Origin of the sequence: Mycobacterium sp. (genome assembly GCF_039583785.1) — a bacterium.
Lineage (GTDB): Bacteria > Actinomycetota > Actinomycetes > Mycobacteriales > Mycobacteriaceae > Mycobacterium.
In genome coordinates this window covers 182,983-205,625 of the sequence record NZ_JAVKSG010000002.1, presented here as the reverse complement: position 1 = coordinate 205,625, position 22,643 = coordinate 182,983, and the positions used below count along the sequence as shown (strand labels likewise).

General features: G+C 66.1%; 25 protein-coding genes and 3 tRNA genes. 17 read left to right on the top strand and 11 right to left on the bottom strand.

The annotated features are described in order from the left end of the window. The first annotated feature begins 46 nt into the window (after positions 1 to 46). Positions 47 to 994 (top strand): class I SAM-dependent methyltransferase, encoded by a 948-nt coding sequence (locus ABDV69_RS02625; RefSeq protein ID WP_343571779.1) that lies wholly within the window; start codon positions 47 to 49, stop codon positions 992 to 994. A 44-nt stretch (positions 995 to 1,038) separates the two neighbouring features. Here ABDV69_RS02625 and ABDV69_RS02620 read toward each other — a convergent pair whose 3' ends face one another. The 3 genes from ABDV69_RS02620 to ABDV69_RS02610 are packed head-to-tail and all read right to left on the bottom strand — an operon-like array spanning position 1,039 to position 3,410. Continuing rightward, positions 1,039 to 1,884: an NYN domain-containing protein gene (locus ABDV69_RS02620; protein ID WP_343571778.1), complete on the bottom strand. Its 846-nt coding sequence runs from the start codon at positions 1,882 to 1,884 to the stop codon at positions 1,039 to 1,041. 14 nt (positions 1,885 to 1,898) lie between these two features. After that, positions 1,899 to 2,471, bottom strand: a complete 573-nt coding sequence (locus ABDV69_RS02615; protein ID WP_343571818.1) for a DUF998 domain-containing protein — start codon at positions 2,469 to 2,471, stop codon at positions 1,899 to 1,901. Positions 2,472 to 2,519: 48 nt separating this feature from the next. Continuing rightward, positions 2,520 to 3,410, bottom strand: coding sequence for a hypothetical protein (locus tag ABDV69_RS02610; RefSeq protein WP_343571777.1), 891 nt, complete (start codon positions 3,408 to 3,410; stop codon positions 2,520 to 2,522). Between the two features lie 142 nt (positions 3,411 to 3,552). On the opposite strand from ABDV69_RS02610, the gene ABDV69_RS02605 reads away from it, so the two are divergent. The 3 genes from ABDV69_RS02605 to ABDV69_RS02595 all read left to right on the top strand — a co-directional run bounded on the left by ABDV69_RS02605 (position 3,553) and on the right by ABDV69_RS02595 (position 5,649). Next, positions 3,553 to 4,005, top strand: coding sequence for a universal stress protein (locus ABDV69_RS02605; protein WP_343571776.1), 453 nt, complete (start codon positions 3,553 to 3,555; stop codon positions 4,003 to 4,005). 79 nt (positions 4,006 to 4,084) lie between these two features. After that, on the top strand, positions 4,085 to 4,552 hold the full coding sequence (gene cynS, locus ABDV69_RS02600; protein ID WP_343571775.1) for a cyanase: 468 nt from the start codon (positions 4,085 to 4,087) through the stop codon (positions 4,550 to 4,552). An 86-nt stretch (positions 4,553 to 4,638) separates the two neighbouring features. Next, the gene (locus tag ABDV69_RS02595) at positions 4,639 to 5,649 is read left to right on the top strand and encodes a patatin-like phospholipase family protein (protein ID WP_343571774.1); all 1,011 of its coding nucleotides are present in this window, start codon (positions 4,639 to 4,641) and stop codon (positions 5,647 to 5,649) included. A gap of 4 nt (positions 5,650 to 5,653) precedes the next feature. Here the strand turns inward: ABDV69_RS02595 and ABDV69_RS02590 are convergent, their stop codons facing one another. The 3 genes from ABDV69_RS02590 to ABDV69_RS02580 form a co-directional block, all read right to left on the bottom strand. Continuing rightward, on the bottom strand, positions 5,654 to 6,349 hold the full coding sequence (locus tag ABDV69_RS02590; RefSeq protein ID WP_343571773.1) for a crotonase/enoyl-CoA hydratase family protein: 696 nt from the start codon (positions 6,347 to 6,349) through the stop codon (positions 5,654 to 5,656). A gap of 38 nt (positions 6,350 to 6,387) precedes the next feature. Continuing rightward, on the bottom strand, positions 6,388 to 7,236 hold the full coding sequence (locus tag ABDV69_RS02585) for a hypothetical protein (protein ID WP_343571772.1): 849 nt from the start codon (positions 7,234 to 7,236) through the stop codon (positions 6,388 to 6,390). Between the two features lie 65 nt (positions 7,237 to 7,301). After that, positions 7,302 to 8,027, bottom strand: coding sequence for an MBL fold metallo-hydrolase (locus ABDV69_RS02580; protein WP_343571771.1), 726 nt, complete (start codon positions 8,025 to 8,027; stop codon positions 7,302 to 7,304). 118 nt (positions 8,028 to 8,145) lie between these two features. Here ABDV69_RS02580 and ABDV69_RS02575 point away from each other — a divergent pair. From ABDV69_RS02575 to rplA, 11 genes are all read left to right on the top strand, one after another. Next, positions 8,146 to 8,218 (top strand) — tRNA-Thr (locus ABDV69_RS02575). 37 nt (positions 8,219 to 8,255) lie between these two features. Continuing rightward, positions 8,256 to 8,332, top strand: a tRNA-Met gene (locus ABDV69_RS02570). A gap of 32 nt (positions 8,333 to 8,364) precedes the next feature. Continuing rightward, the gene (gene rpmG / locus ABDV69_RS02565) at positions 8,365 to 8,532 is read left to right on the top strand and encodes a 50S ribosomal protein L33 (protein WP_067248545.1); all 168 of its coding nucleotides are present in this window, start codon (positions 8,365 to 8,367) and stop codon (positions 8,530 to 8,532) included. A 50-nt stretch (positions 8,533 to 8,582) separates the two neighbouring features. After that, entirely contained in the window at positions 8,583 to 9,062 is a 480-nt protein-coding gene (hadA, locus tag ABDV69_RS02560) for a (3R)-hydroxyacyl-ACP dehydratase subunit HadA (RefSeq protein ID WP_343571770.1), read from the top strand. After that, complete coding sequence (gene hadB / locus ABDV69_RS02555; RefSeq protein ID WP_343571769.1) at positions 9,049 to 9,477, top strand: (3R)-hydroxyacyl-ACP dehydratase subunit HadB; 429 nt, start codon at positions 9,049 to 9,051, stop codon at positions 9,475 to 9,477. Before hadA ends, hadB begins: the two co-directional genes overlap by 14 nt. A 2-nt stretch (positions 9,478 to 9,479) precedes the next feature. Beyond that, on the top strand, positions 9,480 to 9,980 hold the full coding sequence (hadC, locus tag ABDV69_RS02550; protein ID WP_343571768.1) for a (3R)-hydroxyacyl-ACP dehydratase subunit HadC: 501 nt from the start codon (positions 9,480 to 9,482) through the stop codon (positions 9,978 to 9,980). A 136-nt stretch (positions 9,981 to 10,116) separates the two neighbouring features. Next, positions 10,117 to 10,192, top strand: a tRNA-Trp gene (locus ABDV69_RS02545). 53 nt (positions 10,193 to 10,245) lie between these two features. Then, positions 10,246 to 10,680: a preprotein translocase subunit SecE gene (secE, locus tag ABDV69_RS02540; protein ID WP_343571767.1), complete on the top strand. Its 435-nt coding sequence runs from the start codon at positions 10,246 to 10,248 to the stop codon at positions 10,678 to 10,680. Positions 10,681 to 10,731: 51 nt separating this feature from the next. Beyond that, positions 10,732 to 11,532 carry a transcription termination/antitermination protein NusG gene (gene nusG, locus ABDV69_RS02535; protein ID WP_343571766.1) on the top strand — a complete coding sequence of 267 codons (801 nt, stop codon included), beginning with the start codon at positions 10,732 to 10,734 and terminating at the stop codon, positions 11,530 to 11,532. 19 nt (positions 11,533 to 11,551) lie between these two features. Next, a complete protein-coding gene (rplK, locus tag ABDV69_RS02530) occupies positions 11,552 to 11,983 on the top strand; it encodes a 50S ribosomal protein L11 (protein WP_343571765.1) in 432 nt (143 codons plus the stop codon). A gap of 83 nt (positions 11,984 to 12,066) precedes the next feature. After that, positions 12,067 to 12,774, top strand: a complete 708-nt coding sequence (gene rplA / locus ABDV69_RS02525) for a 50S ribosomal protein L1 (protein ID WP_343571764.1) — start codon at positions 12,067 to 12,069, stop codon at positions 12,772 to 12,774. A gap of 86 nt (positions 12,775 to 12,860) precedes the next feature. Here the strand turns inward: rplA and ABDV69_RS02520 are convergent, their stop codons facing one another. From ABDV69_RS02520 to ABDV69_RS02500, 5 genes are all read right to left on the bottom strand, one after another. Further along, entirely contained in the window at positions 12,861 to 13,757 is an 897-nt protein-coding gene (locus ABDV69_RS02520) for a cyclopropane mycolic acid synthase family methyltransferase (RefSeq protein WP_343571763.1), read from the bottom strand. 119 nt (positions 13,758 to 13,876) lie between these two features. Beyond that, the gene (locus tag ABDV69_RS02515) at positions 13,877 to 14,740 is read right to left on the bottom strand and encodes a cyclopropane mycolic acid synthase family methyltransferase (protein WP_343571762.1); all 864 of its coding nucleotides are present in this window, start codon (positions 14,738 to 14,740) and stop codon (positions 13,877 to 13,879) included. Between the two features lie 123 nt (positions 14,741 to 14,863). Next, positions 14,864 to 15,766 (bottom strand): alpha/beta hydrolase, encoded by a 903-nt coding sequence (locus ABDV69_RS02510; RefSeq protein ID WP_343571761.1) that lies wholly within the window; start codon positions 15,764 to 15,766, stop codon positions 14,864 to 14,866. A 12-nt stretch (positions 15,767 to 15,778) separates the two neighbouring features. Next, positions 15,779 to 17,128 carry an AarF/ABC1/UbiB kinase family protein gene (locus ABDV69_RS02505; protein ID WP_343571760.1) on the bottom strand — a complete coding sequence of 450 codons (1,350 nt, stop codon included), beginning with the start codon at positions 17,126 to 17,128 and terminating at the stop codon, positions 15,779 to 15,781. Between the two features lie 45 nt (positions 17,129 to 17,173). After that, positions 17,174 to 17,788, bottom strand: a complete 615-nt coding sequence (locus ABDV69_RS02500; RefSeq protein WP_343571759.1) for a DinB family protein — start codon at positions 17,786 to 17,788, stop codon at positions 17,174 to 17,176. Positions 17,789 to 17,860: 72 nt separating this feature from the next. On the opposite strand from ABDV69_RS02500, the gene ABDV69_RS02495 reads away from it, so the two are divergent. Next, a complete protein-coding gene (locus ABDV69_RS02495) occupies positions 17,861 to 22,015 on the top strand; it encodes an NEW3 domain-containing protein (protein WP_343571758.1) in 4,155 nt (1,384 codons plus the stop codon). Further along, positions 22,012 to 22,641 carry a malonyl CoA-ACP transacylase gene (locus tag ABDV69_RS02490; protein WP_343571757.1) on the top strand — a complete coding sequence of 210 codons (630 nt, stop codon included), beginning with the start codon at positions 22,012 to 22,014 and terminating at the stop codon, positions 22,639 to 22,641. The genes ABDV69_RS02495 and ABDV69_RS02490 overlap by 4 nt, the downstream gene beginning before the upstream one ends. Positions 22,642 to 22,643: the final 2 nt, after the last annotated feature.

Below are 22,643 nucleotides of genomic sequence, written 5' to 3'. Positions count from 1 at the left end.
GGTGACCGTGATTCTTCCGTATCACCGGCTCACGTAGGGTCGGGAGGTGGCGAGAACCGATGATGACAGCTGGGAAATCACCGAAAGCGTGGGCGCGACGGCGCTGGGTGTGGCCGCGGCGCGCGCGGCGGATACCGAGAGCAGCGATCCGCTGATCGACGACCCGTTCGCGCGGGTGTTCCTCGACCGGGTCGGCCACGGCGTGTGGGACTGGTTCGGCGGTCCCGAACTGCCTGCGGCCGTCGTCGAGGCCGAGCCGGACATGCCGCAGCGGATGCAGGCGTTGGTCAGCTACTTCGCCACGCGCACAAAGTTTTTCGACACGGCGTTCATGGATGCGGCAAACGCCGGTGTCCGCCAGGCAGTGATCCTGGCCGCCGGCCTGGACGCACGGTCGTGGCGACTGCCCTGGCCTGACGGCAGCACGGTCTACGAGCTCGACCAGGACCGGGTGCTGGACTTCAAGCTCGAAACCCTGCGCAACCACGGCGCAGAGCCGAAGGCCACCCGGGTTCCGGTCGCGGTGGATCTGCGCCAAGATTGGCCGACGGCGTTGCGGCAGGCCGGTTTTGACCCGTCAGCCCCGAGCGTCTGGTCGATCGAAGGCCTGCTCATGTACCTGCCCGCCACAGCCCAGGATCTGCTGTTCGAGCGCATCCACGAGCTTGCAGCGCCCGGCAGCCGGATCGCCGTCGAGGGGCTTGGGCCTGAGTTCGCCGTCCCCGAACTCCGCGATGTGCGGCGTGAGCGAATGGATCGCGTCCGGGAGTTGATGGCCGAGGCGGGCTCGCAGATCGAGGTCCCCAAGACCGACGAGCTGTGGTACTTCGAGGAGCGCGACGACGTCGCCGACTGGTTGCGCCGGCACGGCTGGGGTGTGACCGCGACGCCGTCGGACGAGCTGATGGCCAGCTACGGCCGCCCGTCACCCGAAGGGCTCGAAGAGGCCTCGCCGACCCATTGGTTCATTTCGGGACAGCGAAAGTCTTCCTGACAGCAGGTAACTAACCTCGGGTTTTGCAGAGGTATCGAAAAGAGTCAGTCGTCAGTTCCGCGCAGCCGCACCAGGCGCGTCGTCGAACTCTCGTCCAGCTCGACCAGATCAGTGCGCGACCGCAGGAAGTCGCTGAAAGACTTGAAACCAAGCGACTTTTCGCTGAACGACGGGTCCATCCGCTTCATCTGCGCCTTGACCGCCGAGTTGTGCAGCCAGTCGACGTCGTCCTTCTCGGTGCCGATCCGCAGCGCGCGGGTGAGCAGGGCGGTGGCCGCTAGCGGGTCGGGTCCCGTCGGAGGCTCGTCCTCGTCAGCCTTCGTCCGCCGCGCCTTGGGCTCGGGCACCGGAACCCCGGGCAGCGCGTCGTAGATGACGAAGTCGTCGCACGCCGCGGCCAGCGCCTTACTCGACGAGCCGGCCACCCCGACGCCCACCACGTAGCGGCCGAGCCGCTTGCAGCGCTGCGCCAGCGCGATGTAATCGGAGTCGCCGGCCACGATCACCACATGCGTCAGGTCGGGCAGCCGGAACATGTCCTCGACCGCGTCGACGGCCAACCGGATGTCAGCGCCGTTCTTGCCGTAGGCCGCCGCCGGAAAAAGCTGCACCAAATCGACGGCGCGACCGACTAATTGCTCGCGGTATCCGTTGTTGACCTCCGACGACCAGTCGGCGTAGGCGCGGGTGAGCACCAGCGTCCCGAACGACGAGGCGAAGTCGATAATGGCGCCGACGTCGACGGTGGCCCGGGCCAGCCGATCCTCCTTCAGGCCTTTGGCCTTGTCCTTCTGGAACGAACTGCGGCCGTTGACCTGGTCATACCGCGAGATCACGATGTTGTCGAAGTCCAGGTACACCGCAACTCGGTCCGCGTCGGCATCTGTCATGAGTCCAGTCTCGACTATCGGGGGCCGTGCGAGCGCCATTTGCCGATAGTGGGTGTCATGATCGGCCGCCGGCACAACAGCGCAGCGGCGGTGAGCAATTGCCACCCAGTGATCGAATAAACGCTGCATCGCTCCACCACGCCGAGCGGCAGGTCCATGCTCTTCAGGTCGATCACGAACACCGCGAAGCTGAGCAGACCGAACCCGCCGAGTCCGATCGAGGCCTTGCGGTGCCAACCCCCGAGGATCGACGACCCGGCCAGGATGGCGGTGTTCCCGCCGACGATGGCCAGCACCGCGCCGAGGGCATGCATGGCGGATCCGCTGTGATAAATAGCGATCAGCACATTGCCGACGGCATTCGCGGCGGTTAGAGCGATAAACGGCCGAGCTTTACTGACCGCCACGGCGCCGACGAGGAACAGCGATCCGTTCACACAAAACCCGAGATTCATCAGCCACGCGAACGGCGAGTCAGAGCCCGGCACCCCGAGATCGCTGATGAAGTTGTCGGCATAGCTGTAGTGCGGCCGAAAGGCAGCTGCCGCAACGGCTTCCAGCGTCAGGTATGCCGACGCTCCAACCAGCCAGACCAGGCCCCTGATTCCGAGCTCTCCAAGCCGCTAACTCGACAGCTAACCGCCCAGATGTGCGCTGCTGTCGCCCAAATCATTGCGGCGCAGCGCCATCGGGGTCATCACCGGAATATCGCCACCGGCCACCACGGTCCGCGTGATCGGCGTGAGCGCCTGAAAGAGCCTGTCGACCTCGTCGTCGCTCAGGGTGTCGAGCACCGACAACGACAGCGCGTCGGTGGTGGATTCGATGTGGTCCTTCAATTCCTGCCCGGCTGGTGTCAGCGACCCGTCTTCGGTGAGCAGACCCCGCTCGGCCAGCCCTCGCTCGTGCCGGCGCCATTCCTCGTCGTCGTAGTCGCGCGTGCTGGCAATGAAGTCGCGGGGGATGGCACCCGCGGCGGAGTGCAGCACGTTGCATTCCCGGCCCGTCACGCCGGCGGCGCTCAGCACCGCGGTGTGCGTGTCGCCGCGCTGCTCCCGCAGCAGGGTGCACGCGTGCCACAGCGCGGCCAGCGGCTCCTCCGGCCAGGGGAGTGCCCGGTTCGCGGCGAACAGCGGCCGTCCGCACAGCGCCGCGCTCTTTGCCGCCTTGCCGAGCAATTCGGCTGCGGTAGTGACGTTTTCGTCATCGTTGAGACCGTACCGACGCAACACCGCCACGGCAGTGTCCAGTCGGACGCGTAACGCCTCTTCGGGGCCGGCGATCTCCCACGCCGCGGGCAGCGCCTTGGCCACCCGCGCGGGGGCGAAATTGTAGAAGATCGCCGTCACCACCTCGGCCGGCACCTTGCCCAGCGGCGCCGAGCGGGCGGCGAAATACCCCATCCAGAAGCCCCGGTAACCCAACCCGTCCAACGCCTCGCGTACCTCGGGCGCGAAGTACGTCACGCCGTGAACGGGCTCGAATCGATCAAGCAAGCGCCGGGCAAGCTTTGGTTCTCTATGCATGAAGACTGAGCCTAATGGCGGCCACGGCATCACGGTACGCAATAGCGCAGGACCGGACACATTTCTGCCGAAACCGCGGGCGCTTGAGCCCGGCCGCGTTACGGTCTTACAAGAATGCTGCCATCGACGCTGCGGAGGGCGGATGACTTCCTACAAGACCGTGTTGGTGGGGACTGACGGCTCGGAGTCGTCACTACGCGCGGTCGAGCGCGCCGGCCGGATCGCCGCCGAGTCCGGCGCGAAGCTCATCATCGCGACGGGCTACCTGCCCGAGAAGGACGACACCCGGGCCGCCGACATCCTCGGACAAGAGGCCTACAAGGTGACCGGTAGGGCGCCGGTGTACGCGCTGTTGCACGATGCCCACGACCGGGCACGGGCGGCGGGCGCCACCCAGATCGAGGATCGGCCGGTCCAGGGCGATCCGGTTCATGCACTGGTGGATCTTGCGCACGACGTCGGCGCCGACCTGTTGGTGGTTGGCAACGTCGGACTGGACACCGGAGCGGCGATCATCGGGCGGGTGTTCTCGATACCTGGAGCAGTGGCCAGCCGCGCCAAGATCGACGTGTTGATCGCACACACCGCTGGCTGACGCTGGATCCGCGCCGCACGCTGCTTTCCTTCACCGTCGACATTTCCGGATGCGGACACGCACAAAGCGAGCCTGGTCCATGCTGTTCTCCATGACCCGCAACCAGATCACCGAACAGATCGTGCTCGCCCGCCTGCGTAAAGGCCTGACCTGGCAGCAACTGGCCGACGCAGTCGACAAGCCGGTGGTGTGGACCACATCGGCTCTCCTCGGCCAGCACCCGATTCCCGCTGAGGCGGGCCGGGTGCTGGTCGAGATGCTCGGCCTCGACGAGTCGGCGATCCCGGTGCTGGCCGCAGTGCCGGTGCGGGGCGGACTGCCGACCGCGGTTCCCACCGACCCGACCATCTACCGCTTCTACGAGGCAGTGCAGGTCTACGGCCCGGCGCTCAAGGAACTGATCCATGAGAACTTCGGCGATGGCATCATGAGCGCGATCAACTTCAGCGTCGACATACAGAAGAAGCCGCACCCGTCGGGCGACCGCGTCGTGGTGACGTTCGACGGTAAATTCCTTCCCTACGACTGGGTTTCAGCGCAGGCGTAAAGAATCCGACGCGTCTGACCGATTGGCGTCGCGAAGCGCTTCGAGGGGGTCATGGCGCTGATCGCCCCAGCCGCTACCGTGGGGGCGTGACCTCCGAACTCAAGGCGGACCTCGTCCTCTCGGGTGGCGGCGTCAAGGGCATCGGCCTTTCCGGCGCCGTCGTGGCGCTGCTCGAGGCCGGTTATGCGATACAGCGGGTGTCCGGCACGTCGGCAGGTTCGGTCGTCGGCGCGATCCTGGCGGCCGGCGCCGACCAGCTGGGCCCCGAGGACGTCGAGCGGCTGACCATGGCGCTGCCGTACAAGAAATTCCTCGACCCGACGCGGATCACCGGCATCCCACTGCTCGGCCCGGCCTGGGGCGTGCTGAGTGAAACCGGGATCTACAAGGGCGATTTCGCCCGCGAGTGGATCAGCTCCGAGCTGGCCAATCTCGGCGTGCGCACTTTCGGCGACCTGGCCATCGACGCCCCGAGCCTGCCGCCGGAACAGCGCTACCGGTTGGTGGTCACCGCGGCCGACGTGACCTTAGGCCAACTGGTCCGGCTGCCGTGGGACTACCACAGGCTCTACGGCCTGGATCCCGACGAGCAGCCGGTCGCCGACGCGGTGCGGGCCTCGATGTCGATCCCGTTCTTCTTCCAAACCGCGAAGCTGACCAGCACCAGCGGGATGACGTCCACCTTAATCGACGGCGGCATGCTGTCGAACTTCCCGATCGACTCGTTCGACCGACGGGACGGCAAACCACCACGCTGGCCGACGTTCGGCGTCACGTTGCTACCCAATCTGCCGCAGGGCAACGACAAGGTGATTCCGGCTCTGGCACCGGTGAATTGGCTGTTCGGCGGGCCACCGCTGATCGAAGCGCTGATCACCACGATGATCGTCGGCCGCGACCAAGCCCACCTGAGTCGGCCGTGGGTGAGTTCGCGGGCGATCCGCGTCGACTCGTCGAGCGTCGGATTTCTCGACTTCGGTATCAAGGACAAGCAGAAGCAAGAGCTCTATCAGAACGGTTACAACGCGGCGATCGCATTCTTGTCGACATGGAACTGGGAGGACTACTTGAAGCGCTTCCGGCGGCCGGGAACCTAGGCAGTCAACCCGCGAATTCGTTTGCCATGTCGTCGATTCCGGCGCGAATGCCGGCCAGCGCCTCGGCTCGGGTGCGCAGCTTCGTCGCGACATGGGCGTGCTGATTCAGCGCGGCGAAGTCCCGCGCAGCTTCCTCGGCGCGACTGAGGACCATGTCGGGCAGCACGATTTCGTCGACCCACCCGGAGGCCATCGCGGTCTCGCCGAAGAAGGTTTTCGCCAGCCCGGCTGACTGCTGGAACGCCGCCCGCGTCAGACGCAGCTTCATCACTTCCAGCGCCGCGTAGGGGATCGTCATACCGACCGCGACCTCGTTGGCCGCAATGTTGTAGGCGGGCGCGGCAATGCGATGATCGCCGCTCGCCAGCAAGAAGGCACCCATCGCAATCGCGTGACCGGTGCAGGCCATCACCACCGGCTTGGGGTACGACAGCAACCGGTGCGACAGCTCGAAACCGCCCTTGAGCATGTCGATCGAAGCCTGGACGTCACCGGAATTGAGGATCTTCAGGTCGAATCCGCCGCTGAAAACCCGGTCGTTTCCGGCGATCACGACAGCGCCGACGTCGTCGCGGTCGGCGTGGTCGAGGGCCTCCTGCAACGCCTGCTGCATGGTGGGTCCGAGGACGTTGACTTTGCCGTCGTCCATGGTGATGACCGCGATGGAATCGTCGAGACGATAAGTGACTGAACCGCTCATAGCAGCGATTGAATCAGACCGGCCACATACCGATGTCGCTAGACCCGTTCGCCGCGGTGCTTGCCGAGTTCCTCTTGGGCGTTACCCCAGCGCAGGCTGACGTCGGTCGGCGGCGCCTCGATCTGCCGGATGCGCCACCGGTCCTTGGTCTCGTCGACCGCACGGTTCATCCGCTCGATCTCGGTGCGCAACACGTCCGCGCGAGTCTCCTTGGTGGCGTAGTGGAAGTAGGTCAACAGGCTGCGCAGCAGCTCCAACTTCTGCTTCTCCCGCTTGCCCAAGTCGTGGTTGGTCATCAGCTCGATGCGCTGCACCGGCGGCAGTGCCGCCCAGTCGAGCACCACCTTGGTTTCCAGCGCACGCCGACGAGGCCGCCAGAACTTCCAGCCGCGGGGGATTTCGGCGCGGTCGTAGTAGGTCACGGTGCCCGGGAAATGCGACTCGATGCCCTCGCCGAGCTCGGCGCGGTCGAGTGCGGAGTCCCACACCGTGCGCCATTCCTGGCCGGGAGCCAGCGTCGGCAACTGGTGGGGGAGTTGCAGATCGACGACATCGGCATAGCCGTCGGTGGCGTTCTCGTATTCGGCGACGGTCGGCGGGTTCGGAAACGCGAACGAGACGTCGTAGGCGGATGTCTTGCCGAAGTTGCGGACGACCAACTCGATCACGTGCCAGTCGGCGGCGTGCGGCTCCATGAACATGCCGACGTGCGGGCGGGTTTCTTCCCACGCCAGTCGACGATTCCCACGGATGTGGACATTCGCGTAGGCGAGCGCGACAACGCCGAGCGCGAGCAACGCCCAGACGGCCCACGCCAACCAGGTAGCGGAGCCGGCACTCGCTACCTCATGCCATCGATCGCGGATCCATTCCATCGAAGAACCCATCGCTTTCCCCTAGATCACGCGATTGGCCGCGTGAAAGTTCGCTGGCGAGCTCGTATCGCGTGCTGCTATCCGCCCATCAGCGTTCGCCACTGTTCCAAGTCAGCGACTCGGTAAACATAATTTGAGCGCTTGACCTCCGACAACGAGGCGCTTGGATCCGCCGAATACCAATGTCCGGGAAATACTGTCGGATCACCCGATAGCTGTGCAAGCTTTTGCAGGCTGCGAAATATCTCGTCGGAATCTCCACCGGGAAAATCGGTGCGACCGCAGCCCTCCAGAAAGAGCGTGTCGCCGGCGATCAACCGGCCGTCGAGCAGGAAGCATTGGCTGCCCGGCGTGTGCCCGGGCGTGTGCAGCAGTTCGATGTCGATGTCGCCGACGCTGACTTTGTCACCGTTGCCGTGTGAGGTGAGATCGCTCATCGGTATTCCGGTGATCCGCGAAACAAACAGCGCCTCTTGGGAATTGACGTGGATGGGGACGCTGACCCGCTCGAGCAACTCGGCCAGGCCTGTTAGCTCGAAGCCCATCATCGAACCCCCGACATGGTCGGGGTGATGGTGGGTGACCAGGACGCCGGACAGACGCATGCCGTCGGCCTCCAGCGTGTCGACCAGGTCGCCGGCCGCGTACGCCGGGTCGACCACGACGCAGTCACCGGTCTGCCGGTCGCCGATCAGGTAGGCGAAGTTGCGCATCTGCGCAGCGATGCCGTCGCCCCGGGCGAAGTCGCGGCCGGAGAGCAGTTGGCGGAAGTACAGCTGGTCTCCAGAAGAAGAGTCGGGCACTCGGACAGCCTAAGCGGGCCCGCGACAAGCGGTAAACCTCACCGTTTGGTGCCCCCGCGGACCAGGCTGTACCCTCTTTTAGGCCCGAGGCATGACCGGAACGGTCATTTCGGGTGCGGCCCCCTTAGCTCAGTCGGTAGAGCGTTTCCATGGTAAGGAAAAGGTCAACGGTTCGATTCCGTTAGGGGGCTCGGCGGACGCCGAGCAGGCAGGCGGCGCGCAGGGCGAGGCGGTGTAGCTCAGTCGGTTAGAGCGAACGACTCATAATCGTTAGGTCGCCGGTTCGAGTCCGGCCATCGCTACCAGTGAACAACGAACACCCGAAAAGAGAACTGACGTGGCCTCCAGTACCGACGTACGGCCCAAGATCACCTTGGCGTGCGAGGTGTGCAAGCACCGCAACTACATCACCAAGAAGAACCGCCGCAACGACCCCGACCGGCTAGAGCTGAAGAAGTTCTGCTCCAACTGCGGCAAGCACCAGGCGCACCGCGAGACGCGCTGACGCCCTGCCGTCGGCCATCCCCTCAGGCGGACTAGGTACATTTAGCAGTCATGTCGCTGGGCCAAAACGCCATCGGTAAGCGTTTCCGCTACCCCGACCACTACATCGTCGAACGGGAGAAGATTCGCGAATACGCGGTCGCCGTCAAGAACGACGACCCGCCGTTTTTCGAGGAGAGCGCTGCTGCGGAACTCGGCTACGACGGCCTGGTCGCGCCGCTGACCTTCATCTCGGTGTTCGGCTACCGGGCCGTGGCCGCGTTCTTCGAATGGGCGAACATCGTCACCAACGACGCCCAGGTGGTGCAGGTCGACCAGGCGCTGAAATTCGCCGCGCCGATCAAGGTGGGCGATCGGCTTTTCTGCGACGTGGAGATCGAATCGGTTCGGCGCGCTCACGGCACCGACATCATCATGACCAGGCAGACGATCACCAACGACACAGGTGAGACTGTCCAGGAGACGTACACGACCTTGGCTGGTCGTTCAGATGAAGAGGGAGAAGGGGGCTTCACAGATGCCACTGCGTGACTTCGATTCGGTAAAGGTGGGCGACCAGCTCCCGGAGAAGATCTACCCGCTGACCCGTCAGGACCTGGTCAACTATGCGGGTGTCTCCGGCGACCTGAACCCGATCCACTGGGACGACGAGATCGCCAAGGCCGTCGGGCTGGACACCGCGATCGCCCACGGCATGCTGACCATGGGCTTGGGCGGCGGCTTCGTCACGTCGTGGGTCGGCGACCCCGGCGCGGTGACCGAATACAACGTGCGGTTCACCGCGGTGGTGCCGGTGCCCAACGACGGCAAGGGCGCCGAAGTCGTGTTCGGCGGCCGGGTCAAATCCGTTGATCCCGATAGCAAGTCGGTGACGATCGCGCTGACGGCCACCACCGACGGCAAGAAGATCTTCGGTCGGGCGATCGCAACAGCGAAGTTGGCCTAAGCGTGGCGATCAACACCGACATCCTGGGCATGGTCTGGGAGTACCCGGACAGTTACGTGGTGGGCCGGGAGAAGGTCCGCGAATTCGCCAAATCGGTCAAGGTTGATGACCCGGCTTCGCTCGACGAAAGCGCGGCCGCCGAATTGGGCTACGACTCCCTGGTCGCGCCGCTGACGTTCGTCACCATTTTCGGGCAGCTGGTCCAGGCGGACTTCATGCGCAAGGTCGACACCGGCTACGACACCATGCAGATCGTCCAGGTCGACCAGCGGTTCGTCTACTGCAAGCCGATCATGGTCGGCGACGTGCTGCACGCCCGGATGGAAATCCACTCCGTCACCGAGCGATTCGGGGCCGACATCGTGGTCACCAAGAACACCTGCACCAACGACGCGGGCGAGGTCGTGCTTGAGGCGTACACCACGGTGATGGGCCATGAGGGCGACGACTCGGTCAACCTCAAATGGGACAAGGAGACCGGCCAGGTCGTCCGGACGGCGTGATTAGTACCTGACACCTGCTCCGAGGTACACTCAGATTTCGGGGTTTTCCCAGTACCAGCGTGTTTTTCCGTAAATTGGGCGAAGCGCGCGTGCATCGAAGGCCCCGACACGCGCAGGTTGGCCTGCCAACCAGCAAAGGGGCGTAGCTCAATTGGCAGAGCAGCGGTCTCCAAAACCGCAGGTTGCAGGTTCAAGTCCTGTCGCCCCTGCCAGGGTGGACACTGGGAGTGACCATCACGCACACGACTGAACGAAGGAGCATGCCGTGAGCGACGAACGCGTCGATGACGACGCCGCAGCCGACGGCAATGGAACCGACGACGCGCAAGGTGGTCGCACGGCCGTCGTGACGCGTCCGCAGCGGCCCGCCGGTAAGCGGTCCCGTCAGCGCGCAGAGGCAGATCAGGCATCGGGCGCCGTCGAGCTCACTGATAGCGACGCCGACGACAGCGACACCAAGGCGAAAAAGGCCAAAAAGGCCAAAAAGGCCAAGTCCGACGACCCGTCGAGCAACCCGCTCGTCTTCGTCTTCAGCTACCTGAAGCAGGTCGTTGGAGAGCTGCGCAAGGTTATCTGGCCCAACCGTAAACAGATGAGCTCGTACACCTCGGTGGTGTTGGCGTTCCTGGTGTTTATGGTGACGTTGATCGGCCTGGTGGACCTGGGCTTGGCCAAGTTAGTACTGCTGGTGTTCGGCTGAGCTTGTGCACGGCCACCTAGCGCTGAAATATTAGGAAGGACCCAGAAAACCGTGACTACCTCCGACGGCGATCAGCCGGTGGGTGAGACGGTCGACATCGAAGCCGCACTTAACGAGGTCACCGCCGACGACGCAGCCGAGACGGCCGGCGCTGAAACGCCCGTCGAAGAGGCCGACTCGGCGGCCGATGAAACCGCCGCACCCGAGGAACCGGCTGAGGACGAGGACGTCGACCCGGCCGTTGCGCTGAAGGCCGAGCTGCGCTCCAAGCCCGGCGACTGGTATGTCATCCACTCCTACGCGGGCTACGAGAACAAGGTAAAGGCCAACCTCGAGACCCGTGTGCAGAACTTGGACGTCGGCGACTACATCTTCCAGGTGGAAGTGCCCACCGAAGAGGTCACCGAGATCAAGAACGGCCAGCGCAAGCTGGTCAACCGCAAGGTGCTGCCGGGCTACATCCTGGTGCGGATGGATCTCACCGACGAATCATGGAGTGCGGTGCGCAACACCCCGGGCGTCACCGGCTTCGTCGGCGCGACCTCGAAGCCGTCGGCGCTCATGCTCAACGACGTGGTGAAGTTCCTGCTCCCGCAGGGCGCCGCCAAGAAGCCCGCCAAGGGCGCTGCGGGCACGTCGACCGCGGTTGCCGAGGGCGGTCTGGAACGTCCCGTGGTCGAGGTGGACTACGAGGTCGGCGAGTCGGTCACCGTCATGGACGGGCCGTTCGCCACGCTGCCGGCGACGATCAACGAGGTCAACGCCGAACAGCAGAAACTCAAGGTGCTGGTGTCCATCTTCGGCCGCGAAACACCTGTGGAACTGGGCTTCACCCAGGTCTCGAAGATTTAAGGAAGGAACCCCAACACTCATGGCCCCGAAGAAAAAGAAGGTCGCCGGGCTGATCAAGCTGCAGATCAAGGCCGGGGAAGCCAACCCGGCTCCGCCGGTCGGTCCGGCGCTCGGCCAGCACGGCGTCAACATCATGGAGTTCTGCAAGGCGTACAACGCCGCGACGGACTCCCAGCGCGGCAACGTCGTCCCGGTGGAGATCACCGTCTACGAGGACCGCAGCTTCACCTTCGCGCTGAAGACGCCGCCGGCTGCCCGCCTGCTGCTCAAGGCCGCCAAGGTCGCCAAGGGCTCGCCCGAGCCGCACAAGGAGAAGGTCGCCAAGGTTACCTGGGACCAGGTCCGCGAGATCGCCGAGACCAAGAAGGCCGACCTCAACGCCAACGACATCGACGCGGCCGCCAAGATCATCGCCGGGACCGCCCGGTCGATGGGGATCACCGTCGTATAACTTTTCGGCGGCGTGACAACGCCAAGTGGGAGGGCCAGCTTCGGCCCGCGAACCACGACCCAACACATGGATTGGACGAACGAATGAGCAAGAACAGCAAGGCATATCGCGCCGCCCTCGAGAAGGTCGACCGCGACAATCTTTACACCCCGTTGCAGGCCGCCAAACTGGCCAAGGAGACGTCGTCGACCAAGCAGGACTCGACCGTCGAGGTTGCGATCCGGCTCGGAGTGGACCCCCGTAAGGCCGACCAGATGGTCCGCGGCACGGTGAACCTCCCGCACGGCACCGGTAAGACCGTCCGCGTCGCGGTGTTCGCGGTCGGCGAGAAGGCCGAAGAAGCAACCGCGGCCGGTGCCGACGTCGTCGGCGGCGACGACCTGATCGAGAAGATCCAGGGCGGCTTCCTCGACTTCGACGCAGCGATCGCCACCCCCGACCAGATGGCCAAGGTCGGCCGGATCGCCCGCATCCTCGGCCCGCGTGGCCTGATGCCCAACCCCAAGACCGGCACGGTCACCCCGGACATCACCAAGGCGGTGTCCGACATCAGGGGCGGCAAGATCAACTTCCGTGTCGACAAGCAGGCCAACCTGCACTTCGTGATCGGCAAGGCATCGTTCGACGAGAAAGCGCTCGTCGAGAATTACGGCGCGGCGATCGACGAGGTGCTGCGGCACAAGCCGTCGTCGTCGAAAGGCCGCTACCTGAAGAAGATCACGGTGTCGACAACCACCGGACCGGGCATCCCGGTCGACCCGGGGGTCACCCGCAACTTCAGCGAGGGGTAATTGCCCGCGACCAGACGCAGAATCGCACAAATATCGCTCGGGCGATGCGACTCTGCGTCTGCTCGCCGAGGGTGGCTAGCAGATACTTATGCCGCAGCGCCCGGCTTCAGGTAGGTCACCAGGCTGACGTCCAGCATCTCCTCGGAGAAGTAGAACTCGCAGCCGCGCAGGTACTTCATGTAGCGCTCGTAGACCTCTTCGGACTGGATCTCGATGGCCTTGTGCTTGTTGGCCTCCAGCGCGTCACTCCACAGATGCAGGGTCTTGATGTAGCTCTCGCGCAGCGAAATCGGCTCGGGCACAACGAAGCCCGCCTTCTCGCCGTGCTCGACCATCATGCCGGTGGAAGGCAGGCGGCCACCGGGGAAGATCTCGGTGAGGATGAACTTGATGAATCGCGCCGTCTCGAAGGTGACCTTCTTGCCGCGCGCGTTCAGGTCATACGGGTGGTAGGCCACGCTGCTCTGCACGGTCATCCGCCCGTCCTCGGGCATGATGCTGAACGCGTTCTTGAAGTAGCGGTCGTAGTTCTCGAAGCCGAAGTGCTCGAACGCCTCGATGGACACGATTCGATCGACCGGCCGGTGGAAGTCTTCCCAACCCTGCAACAGCACCGTGCGGGAGCGGTCGGTGTCGAGGCCGTCCAGGACCTGCTGGGTGCGGGCGTGCTGGTTGTTCGACAGTGTCAGGCCGATGACGTTGACGTCGTATTTCTCGACGGCGCGGCGCATGGTGGTGCCCCAGCCGCAGCCGATGTCGAGCAGCGTCATGCCGGGCTTGAGGTCCAGTTGATCGAGGTTCAGGTCGACCTTGGCGATCTGGGCTTCCTCCAGCGACTGGTCGTCGCTGGTGAAGTAGGCGCTGCTGTAGGTCCGCGTCGGATCCTGGAACAGTCCGAAGAAGTCGTCGGAGAGGTCGTAGTGCGCCTGGATGTCCTCTGGGCGCGTCCGCTTGTCCAGCGGATCGACGGGGTTCTCACTCATCAGCGTCTGTCAACCCTTTCCTACTGCCTGGGGTATGGCCGCACCCCAGGTTGCGAAAGCACCATACCCGGCTCCACCAGTCGTCGAGCACATCATCGTTGTTATTGCGTGCGTGGCGGCTATTTCTCCAGCGTGAACTGGTTGACGTCGATGTATCCGATCCGGAATCCATTCGCGCAACCGGTCAGATAGTGCATGTAGCGGTCGTACATTTCCTGCGACTGAATCTCGATTGCTTCGTCTTTGTGCGCCTCCAGTGCGGCCGCCCAGCAGTCCAGCGTTCGGGCGTAATGAGGCTGCAGCGACTGTCGGCGCGTCAGCGTGAAGCCGCCTTTGGCGGAGCGCTCTTCGACCATCTCGATCGACGGCAGCCGGCCGCCGGGGAAAATCTCGTCGACGATGAACTTCATGAACCGGGCCAGCTCGAAGGTCAGCGGCATGCCGCGCTCAGTCATCTGCGCCGGGGTCAGGCCGGTGATCGTGTGCAGCAACATCACCCCGTCGTCGGGCAGCGACTCGTTGGCCATCGTGAAGAAGTCGTCGTAACGGTCGTGGCCGAAGTGCTCGAACGCGCCGATCGACACGATCCGGTCCACCGGTTCGTTGAACTCTTCCCAGCCGGCCAGGCGGACTTCCTTGCTGCGGGGGCTGTCCATCGCCTCCAGCGTCTTCTGGACGTGGCCGGCCTGATTCTTGGACAGCGTCAGCCCGATGACGTTGACGTCGTACTTTTCCACGGCGCGGCGCATGGTGCTGCCCCAGCCGCAGCCGACGTCCAGCAGCGTCATCCCGGGTTGCAGGCCGAGCTTGCCCAGGGCCAGGTCGACTTTGGCCTGCTGGGCTTCTTCGAGCGTCATGTCGTCGCGTTCGAAGTAGGCGCAGCTGTAGGTCTGGCTCGGGTCGAGGAACAGCCGGAAAAACTCGTCAGAGAGGTCGTAGTGCGCTTGGACATCCTCGAAGTGCGGCCTTAATTGTTCGGCCATCGCGTCGCACGCCTTCCTGGATTTTCGTTGGTCTCACCTGCGTTGGGTTGCCTGCCGTCCCCGGCGATCCATGGGTCAGCCTAGTCGACGTGGCCGGTCCGGCCGAATCGGCAGAATCCCGGCTCAGGCCTGCGCAAACGTGGTGAACAGTTCGCCGGTGATCTCGTCCCACAGCTCTTCGGGCAAGTCGTGGCCCATGCCGTCGAACAAGACCAGGCGGGCGCCCGGGATCGTGCGGGCCACAACTTTGCCGCCGCACGGCCGCTGCAGCTTGTCGGCCTTGCCGTGCAGGACCACAGTCGGAGCGGTGATCTGCCGGTCGTAGCGGGCCAGGCTGCCGCTGGCGACGATCGCGCTGAAATGCCGGGCCGTACCCCACGGGTAGTAGCAGCGTTGGTAGCCCTGGATGGCCTCGTCGCGCAGCCGCTGCTCGGGGGCCGGGTATTGCGGGCTGCCGATAATCCGCCAGACCTGCACCGAGTAGTCCGCGATCACCTCGATCGGGGAGTTGGGCGACGGCCCCCGCAGCATGGCCAACAGCGCCCGCGGGTGTGGCGGCGGCAGGAACGGCCGGTTGTTGCTGGAGAAGATCACCGCCAGCGAGCGGGTGCGCTGCTTGAATCGCGCCGCGAAGATCTGGGCGATCATGCCGCCCATCGAGGCGCCGACGATGTGGGCTTTGTCGATCTCGAGATGGTCGAGGATCGCGGCGGCGTCGTCGGCCATGTCTTCGAGCCGATAGTCAGCCTTACCGGGAATGCCCAGGAAGAACTTGACCATGCTCGGGATCATCGCCTCGCTGTTGCCGCGACGTTCGGTCTTGCTGGACAGGCCGACGTCGCGGTTGTCGTAGCGGATCACCCGCAGGCCCTGGGCAACGAGCTTCTCGCAGAACCTCATCCGCCACAGCAGCAGCTGCGAGCCGAGGCCCATGATCAGCAGGACGGCCGGGTCGCTTGGTTCGCCCATGTCCTCGTAGTAGATGTCCACATCGCCCGAACGTGCTGTGCCGGTGCGGATTTGCATAAGTTGTACCTCTCAGGCGTCGATGCCGGAGTCGTTGTGCTCGCGGGCCACCTCGACCATGAAGTTGGCGAAGTAGCCGGTGAGCTGCGGGTCGGACATCATCTGCCAGCTCGGTGCCAGCAGTTTCATGTAGCGCTCCACGTAGAGGAACTGCTTGCCGATCAGCACCAGCTCACGCGGCAGTTTGACGTCGTAGGCGTCGGCGAGCGTCGACAGCTGCTTGCCGATGTCGGCGTAGGACAGCTCGCCGAGGGTCTGCATGGTCAGCGGGGTGGCGAAGCGCTCCAGGTCCTTGGCGGCCTCGGCCTCGGGTCGCATGGTGCCCACGGCGCCCATCAGCACGACGATCTTGCCGGCCGCGGCGTGGTCCTTCTTCACCAGCAGCGCGTGCACCAGCTCGCGCAGCAGCCAGCGGGTCCGCGGATCGATGCGGCCCATGATGCCGAAGTCGAAGAACACGATCCGGCCCTTGTCGTCGACACAGAGGTTGCCGGCGTGCAGGTCGCCGTGGAACAGGCCGTGCCGCAGTCCGCCCTCGAAGAGGCTGAACAGCAGTGCCTTGACCAGCTCGGTGCCGTCGAAGCCGGCCTTGCCGATGGCGGCGACGTCGTCGATGCGGATGCCCTGCACCCGCTCCATGGTCAGCACCCGCTCCGAGGTCAGATCCCAGTACACCTGGGGCACCCGGATGTTGCGGCCGAGCGGCGACCCGTGCAGGTGGGAGACCCAGGCCTCCATCGACTGCGCCTCGAGCCGGAAGCTGAGCTCCTCGGCCAGGTTGTCGGAGAAGTCCGCGACGACGTCCTGCGCGGACAGCCGGCGGCCCAGCTTGGCCAGCTCGACGGCCTGCGCGAAGCGCTTGAGGATCTGCAGGTCGGCGGCCACCCGGCGGCGGATGCCGGGCCGCTGGATTTTGACGACGACCTCTTCGCCGCTGTGCAGCGTGGCGTAGTGCACCTGGGCGATCGACGCCGAGGCGAACGGGTGTTCTTCGAAGTGGGCGAACAGCTCCGACGGGTCGCCGCCGAGCTCTTCGGCAAGGAGTTTGTGCACGGCGTCGTTGTCGGCCGGCGGAACCCGGTCGAGCAGGCTGCGGAACTCGCGGGACAGCTGTTCGCCGAACGCGCCGGGGCTGGACGCGATGATCTGGCCGAACTTGACGTAGGTCGGGCCCAGGTCGGCGAAGGTCTGGGGAAGTTGCTTGACGACCTTTTGTTGCAGCGGACCCTTGCCGGGCAGCGTGGTCAGGATGCGGGCTGCGGTGCGGGTGAGCTGCCAACCGGTCACGCCGATGCGTGCCGCCTCGACCGGTAGCGGTACCCGGTCGAGCCTGGCAACTCCACGGTGGTTGCTGGAACTCATTGCTGCAGTCTCTCAAATTGCCAGTTCGTTACCGAATCTCGCAGGTCAAGGGCCGCTCGACGGCGCCTTGCGCGGCGTCCAGGGCTGCACCCAGCCGTCGATCGACCAGCCCTCCAGGGCGGCCAGCAGCTCGTACATGGTGGCGCCGTCGATGGTCTCGCGGATGATGTCGGCATGGCCGCAGTGCCGGGTCAGCTCGTTGATCACGTGCAGGATCACCCAGCGCACCGACCAGTCCTTGATGCCCCTCGGAAGCCACGGAATATCCTGCGGCACTGGCACTTTCGCCGCAAGATCGGTCGTCTCGACCAGTCGCAGCGCCTTGGCGCTCTCGGCCTTGAACTTCTGGAGTAGCCCGTCCAGCGTCTCGTCGGGCCGCATGACGTGCTGGCCGGCGAAGTCCTTGGCGATCTCGTCGAACGGCCGGGGATCGCGCGGCGGGGCGTCGGGTGCGGCAGCGACCCGCGACATCCAGGTGTGCTGCATCGCGGTGCAGTGCTTGACCAACCCGCCGATGGACAGCTCGCCGACGGTCGGGCACGAGCGGGCCTGCTCGTCGGTCAGGCCGAAGGCCACCGCGAAAAACCCGCTCTGGTGGTAGGCGAGGTACTCGCGCAGGGCGCTGCGTTCGTCAGCGACGGGCGGAGCGAGAGCAGGCATCGGCGGTCCTTTCTCGTGGACGTGTCGCAAGCCTTCCACCCGGGCACCCCTTCGGCGTCGTAGGGTGCGGGAATGCGGGTGGTTTCGGCGGAGTCGACGGATCTTTTCGTGGGCCCGGTCGACGCGCCAATGCAGCTGGCCCGGGTGACACTCGACGGGTCGACCGAGCCGGTGCAGGTTCGTGTCGACGGCGACGGGCTCAGCGGTTCGGCCCGGGGCCAGGGCGTGGTCGAGGTGCCGGTTTCGGTCGAGGGCCCGGTGGTCGGGGAGCGGCGGGCCGCTTCGGTACACGCCGGCGTTGCCCAGACGTCCTTCGACTTCGTGGTCGCCGAGCCGGGCTGGACGATGTTCATGATCAGCCACTTCCACTACGACCCGGTGTGGTGGAACACCCAAGGTGCCTACACGAGCCGCTGGACCGAGGACCCGCCCGGAAAAGCCCGGCAGACCAACGCGTTCGAGTTGGTTCATGCGCATCTGGAGATGGCCCGCCGCGAGCCCGAGTACAAGTTCGTCCTGGCCGAGGTGGACTACCTCAAGCCGTACTGGGACACCCACCCCGAAGACCGTGCCGACCTGCGTCGGCTGATCCGGCAGGGCCGGGTGGAGATCATGGGCGGCACCTACAACGAGCCGAACACCAACCTCACCAGCCCCGAGACGACTATCCGAAACTTCGTGCACGGCATCGGTTTTCAGCGTGATGTGCTGGGCGGCAGCCCCGAAACCGCGTGGCAGCTCGACGTGTTCGGTCACGACCCGCAGTTTCCCGGCATGGCCGCCGACGCCGGGCTGACCTCGAGTTCGTGGGCCCGCGGGCCGCACCACCAGTGGGGCCCGATGCACAGCGAGGGCGGCGTCTCGGGCATGCAGTTCAGCAGCGAGTTCGAGTGGATTTCGCCGTCGGGCCGCGGGCTGCTCACGCACTACATGCCGGCGCATTATTCGGCCGGCTGGTGGATGGACGAGTCGACCACGGTGGCCGAGGCCGAGCGGGCCTGCGTCGAGTTGTTCGCGGAGCTGAAGAAGGTCGCGCTGACCCGCAACGTGTTGCTGCCGGTCGGCACCGACTACACGCCACCGAACAAGTGGGTCACCGACATTCACCGCGACTGGGCCGCGCGGTACACCTGGCCGCGCTTCGTCTGCGCGCTGCCGCGCGAGTTCTTCGCCGCGGTGCGTGCCGAGTTGGACGAGCGCGATGAGGCACCCTCGCCGCAGACCCGCGACATGAACCCGATTTACACCGGTAAGGACGTGTCGTTCATCGACACCAAGCAGGCCAACCGGGCCGCCGAGGACGCCGCGCTGGACGCCGAGAAGTTCGCGGTCTTCGCCGGTCTCGTCGGCGGCGCGGACTATCCGCAGGCGGCGCTGGCCAAGGCGTGGGTGCAATTGGCCTACGGTGCGCACCACGACGCGATCACCGGCTCGGAATCCGATCAGGTCTATCTCGACCTGCTGACCGGCTGGCGGGACGCGTGGGAGCTGGGCCGGGCGGCCCGGGACAACTCGCTGGCGCTGCTGTCCAGCGCGGTGGACGGCGACGTTGTGGTGTGGAACACGTTGGCGCACAATCGGACCGATATCGTCACCGCGCGATTTACTGAACCCCTGGGTGCTCGCGTCAAGGTGCTGGATCACGACGGCATCGCGCTGCCCGCGGTGGTCGAGCACGGCGGGACGTCGGTCAGCTGGCTGACCCGCGACGTGCCGTCGCTGGGTTGGCGTTCCTATCGCGTGGTTGCCGGGGACGCTTCTGCTGGTTGGGAGTCGTTGGAGGGCAACGAGATTGCCAACGAGCACTATCGGTTGACGGTCGACCCGTCGCGGGGCGGGGGAGTGGTCTCGCTGGTCCGTGACGGCCGACAGCTGATCGCCGATGGCCGAGTCGGCAACGAGCTGGCCGTCTACGAGGAATACCCGGCGCATCCGACCGGCGGCGAAGGTCCCTGGCATCTGCTGCCCAAGGGGCCGGTGGTCGGGTCGTCGGAAACTGCTGCCGAGGTGCAGGCCTACCGCAGTCCGGTGGGGCGACGGCTGGTTGTCCGCGGCCGCATCGGTGAATTGTTGCGCTACACCCAGACACTGACGCTGTGGCGCGGCGTCGACCGGGTCGACTGCGCCACCACCATCGACGACTTCGTCGGCGAAGACCGGCTGTTGCGATTGCGCTGGCCGTGCCCGGTGCCCGGCGCGATGCCGGTCAGCGAAGTCGGCGATGCCGTGGTCGGTCGCGGTTTTGCGTTGCTGCACCATCCTCATACGGACTCTGAGTCGGTGGACACCGCCGACCAGCCCTGGACGCTGGACAACCCGGCCTACGGCTGGTTCGGATTGTCGTCGGCGGCGCGGGTCCGCGTCGGTGACGGGGTGCGCGCGGTGTCGGTGGCCGAGGTCGTCGCACCGACCGGGGCGATGGGTGGTCGGCTGGCACGCGACCTGGTGGTCGCGCTGGTGCGGGCCGGGGTCACGGCGACCTGCAGCAGCGCAGACCGGCCGCGGTACGGGCTGCTCGGCGTCGACTCCAACCTGCCCGATACCCGTATTGCTTTGAGCCAGAGCTCCTTCACCGCGTCGGTGCTGGCGGCCGCCGATCCGGCTTATGCCGGTGAACTCGAGCGTCAGCTGGCCGACACCGGCTGCGCCAGGGTGTGGGTGCCCGCGGCTGCCCCGTTGGCCGAAGCCTGGACTCCCGATGCCGATCTTCGGGATGCGCGGGCGCTGCCGGTGCTGGTGATCGCCGGGAGCGACGACGCCCACCTCGCCAAGGCGATCGCGTCGGTGGTCGACGACCTGGCCGATGCCGAGATCGTCGTCATCCAGCACGCCCCGTCGGGCCTGCGGGACTTCGAATCGCGCACTGTCGCGCTGTGCAACCGCGGCGTGCCCAGCTTCGCCGTCGAGACCGACGGCACCCTGCACACCGCGCTGATGCGATCGTGTACGGGCTGGCCGTCCGGTATCTGGATCGACGAGCCGCGCCGCACCGCACCGGACGGCTCCAATTTCCAATTACAGCACTGGACCCACACTTTCGACTACGCGCTGGTGTGCGGTGGCGGTGATTGGCGTCGCGCCGGGGTGCCCGAGCGTAGCGCCGAGTTCTCCCACCCGCTGTTGCCCGTGACGTCGTCGGGCTCGCTGGGCGGGTTGCCCGCGACCGGCTCACTACTGCAGGTGGAACCCGTCGGCGCGGTGCAGCTGGGCGCACTCAAGGCGGCCGGCAACCCGCTGGCCCACGGTAGCGCCGAGCGTGTCGACACGACTCGCGTCGCGATCCGGCTGGTCGAAACCCGCGGCGGCGACGCCAAAGTCGACGTGCGTTCCCCGCTGGGGACGGTGTCCGAGCTGCGGTCGGCCGACCTGCTGGAGCGGCCGCAGGGCCGCCACCACGTGACGACGTTGCACGGCCACCAGATCGGCACCGCGCTCGCGCGATTCGACCTGCCGCGGCTGCTGGATGCCGAAAATGCCGTGCTGGCACCGGATGCCGAGATCGCGCAGCCGCTGTACGCACGCTACTGGCTGCACAACCGCGGACCGGCGCCGCTGGGTGGGCTACCCGCCGTCGCGTACCTGCACCCGCAGCAGCTCACCGCCGAGCCGGGTTCCGCGGTGTCACTGCGCCTGACCTTGGCCAGCGACAGCACCGATGCCTCGCTGGCCGGGACGGTGTCGCTGGTCTGCCCGCCGGGCTGGTCGGCGGACCCGGCCGCGTTGCCCTTCGCGCTGTCGGCCGGCGAGCATCTGGAAGCCGACATCGTGGTCTCGACGCCGGCGGGCGTCGAGCCCGGCGGGTACCCGGTGCGGGCGCAGCTGGCGGTCACCGATGCCGCCGTCCCGGCGGCTTGGCGTCAGGTGGTCGAGGATGTCGCGCTGGTCTCGGTGGGCGGGGCGGACCACGGTGGGCTGGTCCAGCTGACCCGTGAGCCCACGGATGTCTTTGTCGCCGCCGGTGATTCGGCTCAGTTGAGCGCCACGCTCGGCACCGACGCGGGCGCTGACCTGAGCCTCGAGGCGCACCTGATCAGCCCCTGGGGGACGTGGGAGTGGATCGGCCCGGCCGCGCTGGGTGCGGTATTACCGGCCCGCGGCACCGTCGACGTCAGCTTCGACGTGCACCCGCCCGCGTGGATCGAGCCCGGCCAGTGGTGGGCGCTGATCCGGATCGGCTGCGCCGGCCGACTGGTCTACTCGCCGGCCGTCACGGTGACCGTGCGATGACTCATCTCCACCCGCCCGGCGCGGTTGCGTTCGTCGACGGCATTGCGGTATCGGTCGACGAGGTCGACGCGCGCGAGTCACGTTTGCGCGGGGGCCCGCTGGCCTCCGCGCTGCCGGTTGCCGGGACCAGCGAGGGCAGGCAACTGCGGCGCTGGCTCACCCAGCTGATCGTCACCGAACGCGTGGTCGCCGTCGAGGCCGCGGCCCGGGGCGTGTGCGCCGACGATGCCCCTGGCGAGGACGAGCTGGTGCCCGACATCACCGCCCGGCTGGAGATGGGCAGCATCGCCGCCGCGGCGTTGGCCGATCCTCGCGCGCGAGCACTGTTCGCCCGCATCACCTCCGACGTCGACGTCAGCGACGGCGATATCGCTGCCTATCACGAGCGAAACCCGTTGCGCTTCGCCGGTTCTCAACGCGACGCCCGCGGCTGGCGGACCCCGGCGGCGACCATCCCGCCGCTCGCCGCGGTACGTTCGACGATCGCCGACCACCTGCGGGGCGCCGCCCGACGACGGGCCTTCCGGATCTGGCTCGACCAACGCCGCGCCGCACTCGTGCAGCTCGCCCACGGCTACGAGCACCCCGGCGACCCGCGTCAACCCGACAACACCCATCGGCACTGAAC

Coding starts and splice junctions, on each gene's coding strand:
- ABDV69_RS02510 (WP_343571761.1), bottom strand. CDS start 15,766: ATGCAAATCCGCACCGGCACAGCACGTTCGGGCGATGTGGACATCTAC.
- rplK (WP_343571765.1), top strand. CDS start 11,552: ATGGCCCCGAAGAAAAAGAAGGTCGCCGGGCTGATCAAGCTGCAGATC.
- ABDV69_RS02515 (WP_343571762.1), bottom strand. CDS start 14,740: ATGGCCGAACAATTAAGGCCGCACTTCGAGGATGTCCAAGCGCACTAC.
- cynS (WP_343571775.1), top strand. CDS start 4,085: ATGCTGTTCTCCATGACCCGCAACCAGATCACCGAACAGATCGTGCTC.
- ABDV69_RS02610 (WP_343571777.1), bottom strand. CDS start 3,410: ATGCATAGAGAACCAAAGCTTGCCCGGCGCTTGCTTGATCGATTCGAG.
- hadB (WP_343571769.1), top strand. CDS start 9,049: ATGCCACTGCGTGACTTCGATTCGGTAAAGGTGGGCGACCAGCTCCCG.
- ABDV69_RS02495 (WP_343571758.1), top strand. CDS start 17,861: ATGCGGGTGGTTTCGGCGGAGTCGACGGATCTTTTCGTGGGCCCGGTC.
- rplA (WP_343571764.1), top strand. CDS start 12,067: ATGAGCAAGAACAGCAAGGCATATCGCGCCGCCCTCGAGAAGGTCGAC.
- ABDV69_RS02590 (WP_343571773.1), bottom strand. CDS start 6,349: ATGAGCGGTTCAGTCACTTATCGTCTCGACGATTCCATCGCGGTCATC.
- ABDV69_RS02505 (WP_343571760.1), bottom strand. CDS start 17,128: ATGAGTTCCAGCAACCACCGTGGAGTTGCCAGGCTCGACCGGGTACCG.
- ABDV69_RS02500 (WP_343571759.1), bottom strand. CDS start 17,788: ATGCCTGCTCTCGCTCCGCCCGTCGCTGACGAACGCAGCGCCCTGCGC.
- ABDV69_RS02490 (WP_343571757.1), top strand. CDS start 22,012: ATGACTCATCTCCACCCGCCCGGCGCGGTTGCGTTCGTCGACGGCATT.
- ABDV69_RS02620 (WP_343571778.1), bottom strand. CDS start 1,884: ATGACAGATGCCGACGCGGACCGAGTTGCGGTGTACCTGGACTTCGAC.
- ABDV69_RS02605 (WP_343571776.1), top strand. CDS start 3,553: ATGACTTCCTACAAGACCGTGTTGGTGGGGACTGACGGCTCGGAGTCG.
- ABDV69_RS02520 (WP_343571763.1), bottom strand. CDS start 13,757: ATGAGTGAGAACCCCGTCGATCCGCTGGACAAGCGGACGCGCCCAGAG.
- ABDV69_RS02585 (WP_343571772.1), bottom strand. CDS start 7,236: ATGGGTTCTTCGATGGAATGGATCCGCGATCGATGGCATGAGGTAGCG.
- hadA (WP_343571770.1), top strand. CDS start 8,583: ATGTCGCTGGGCCAAAACGCCATCGGTAAGCGTTTCCGCTACCCCGAC.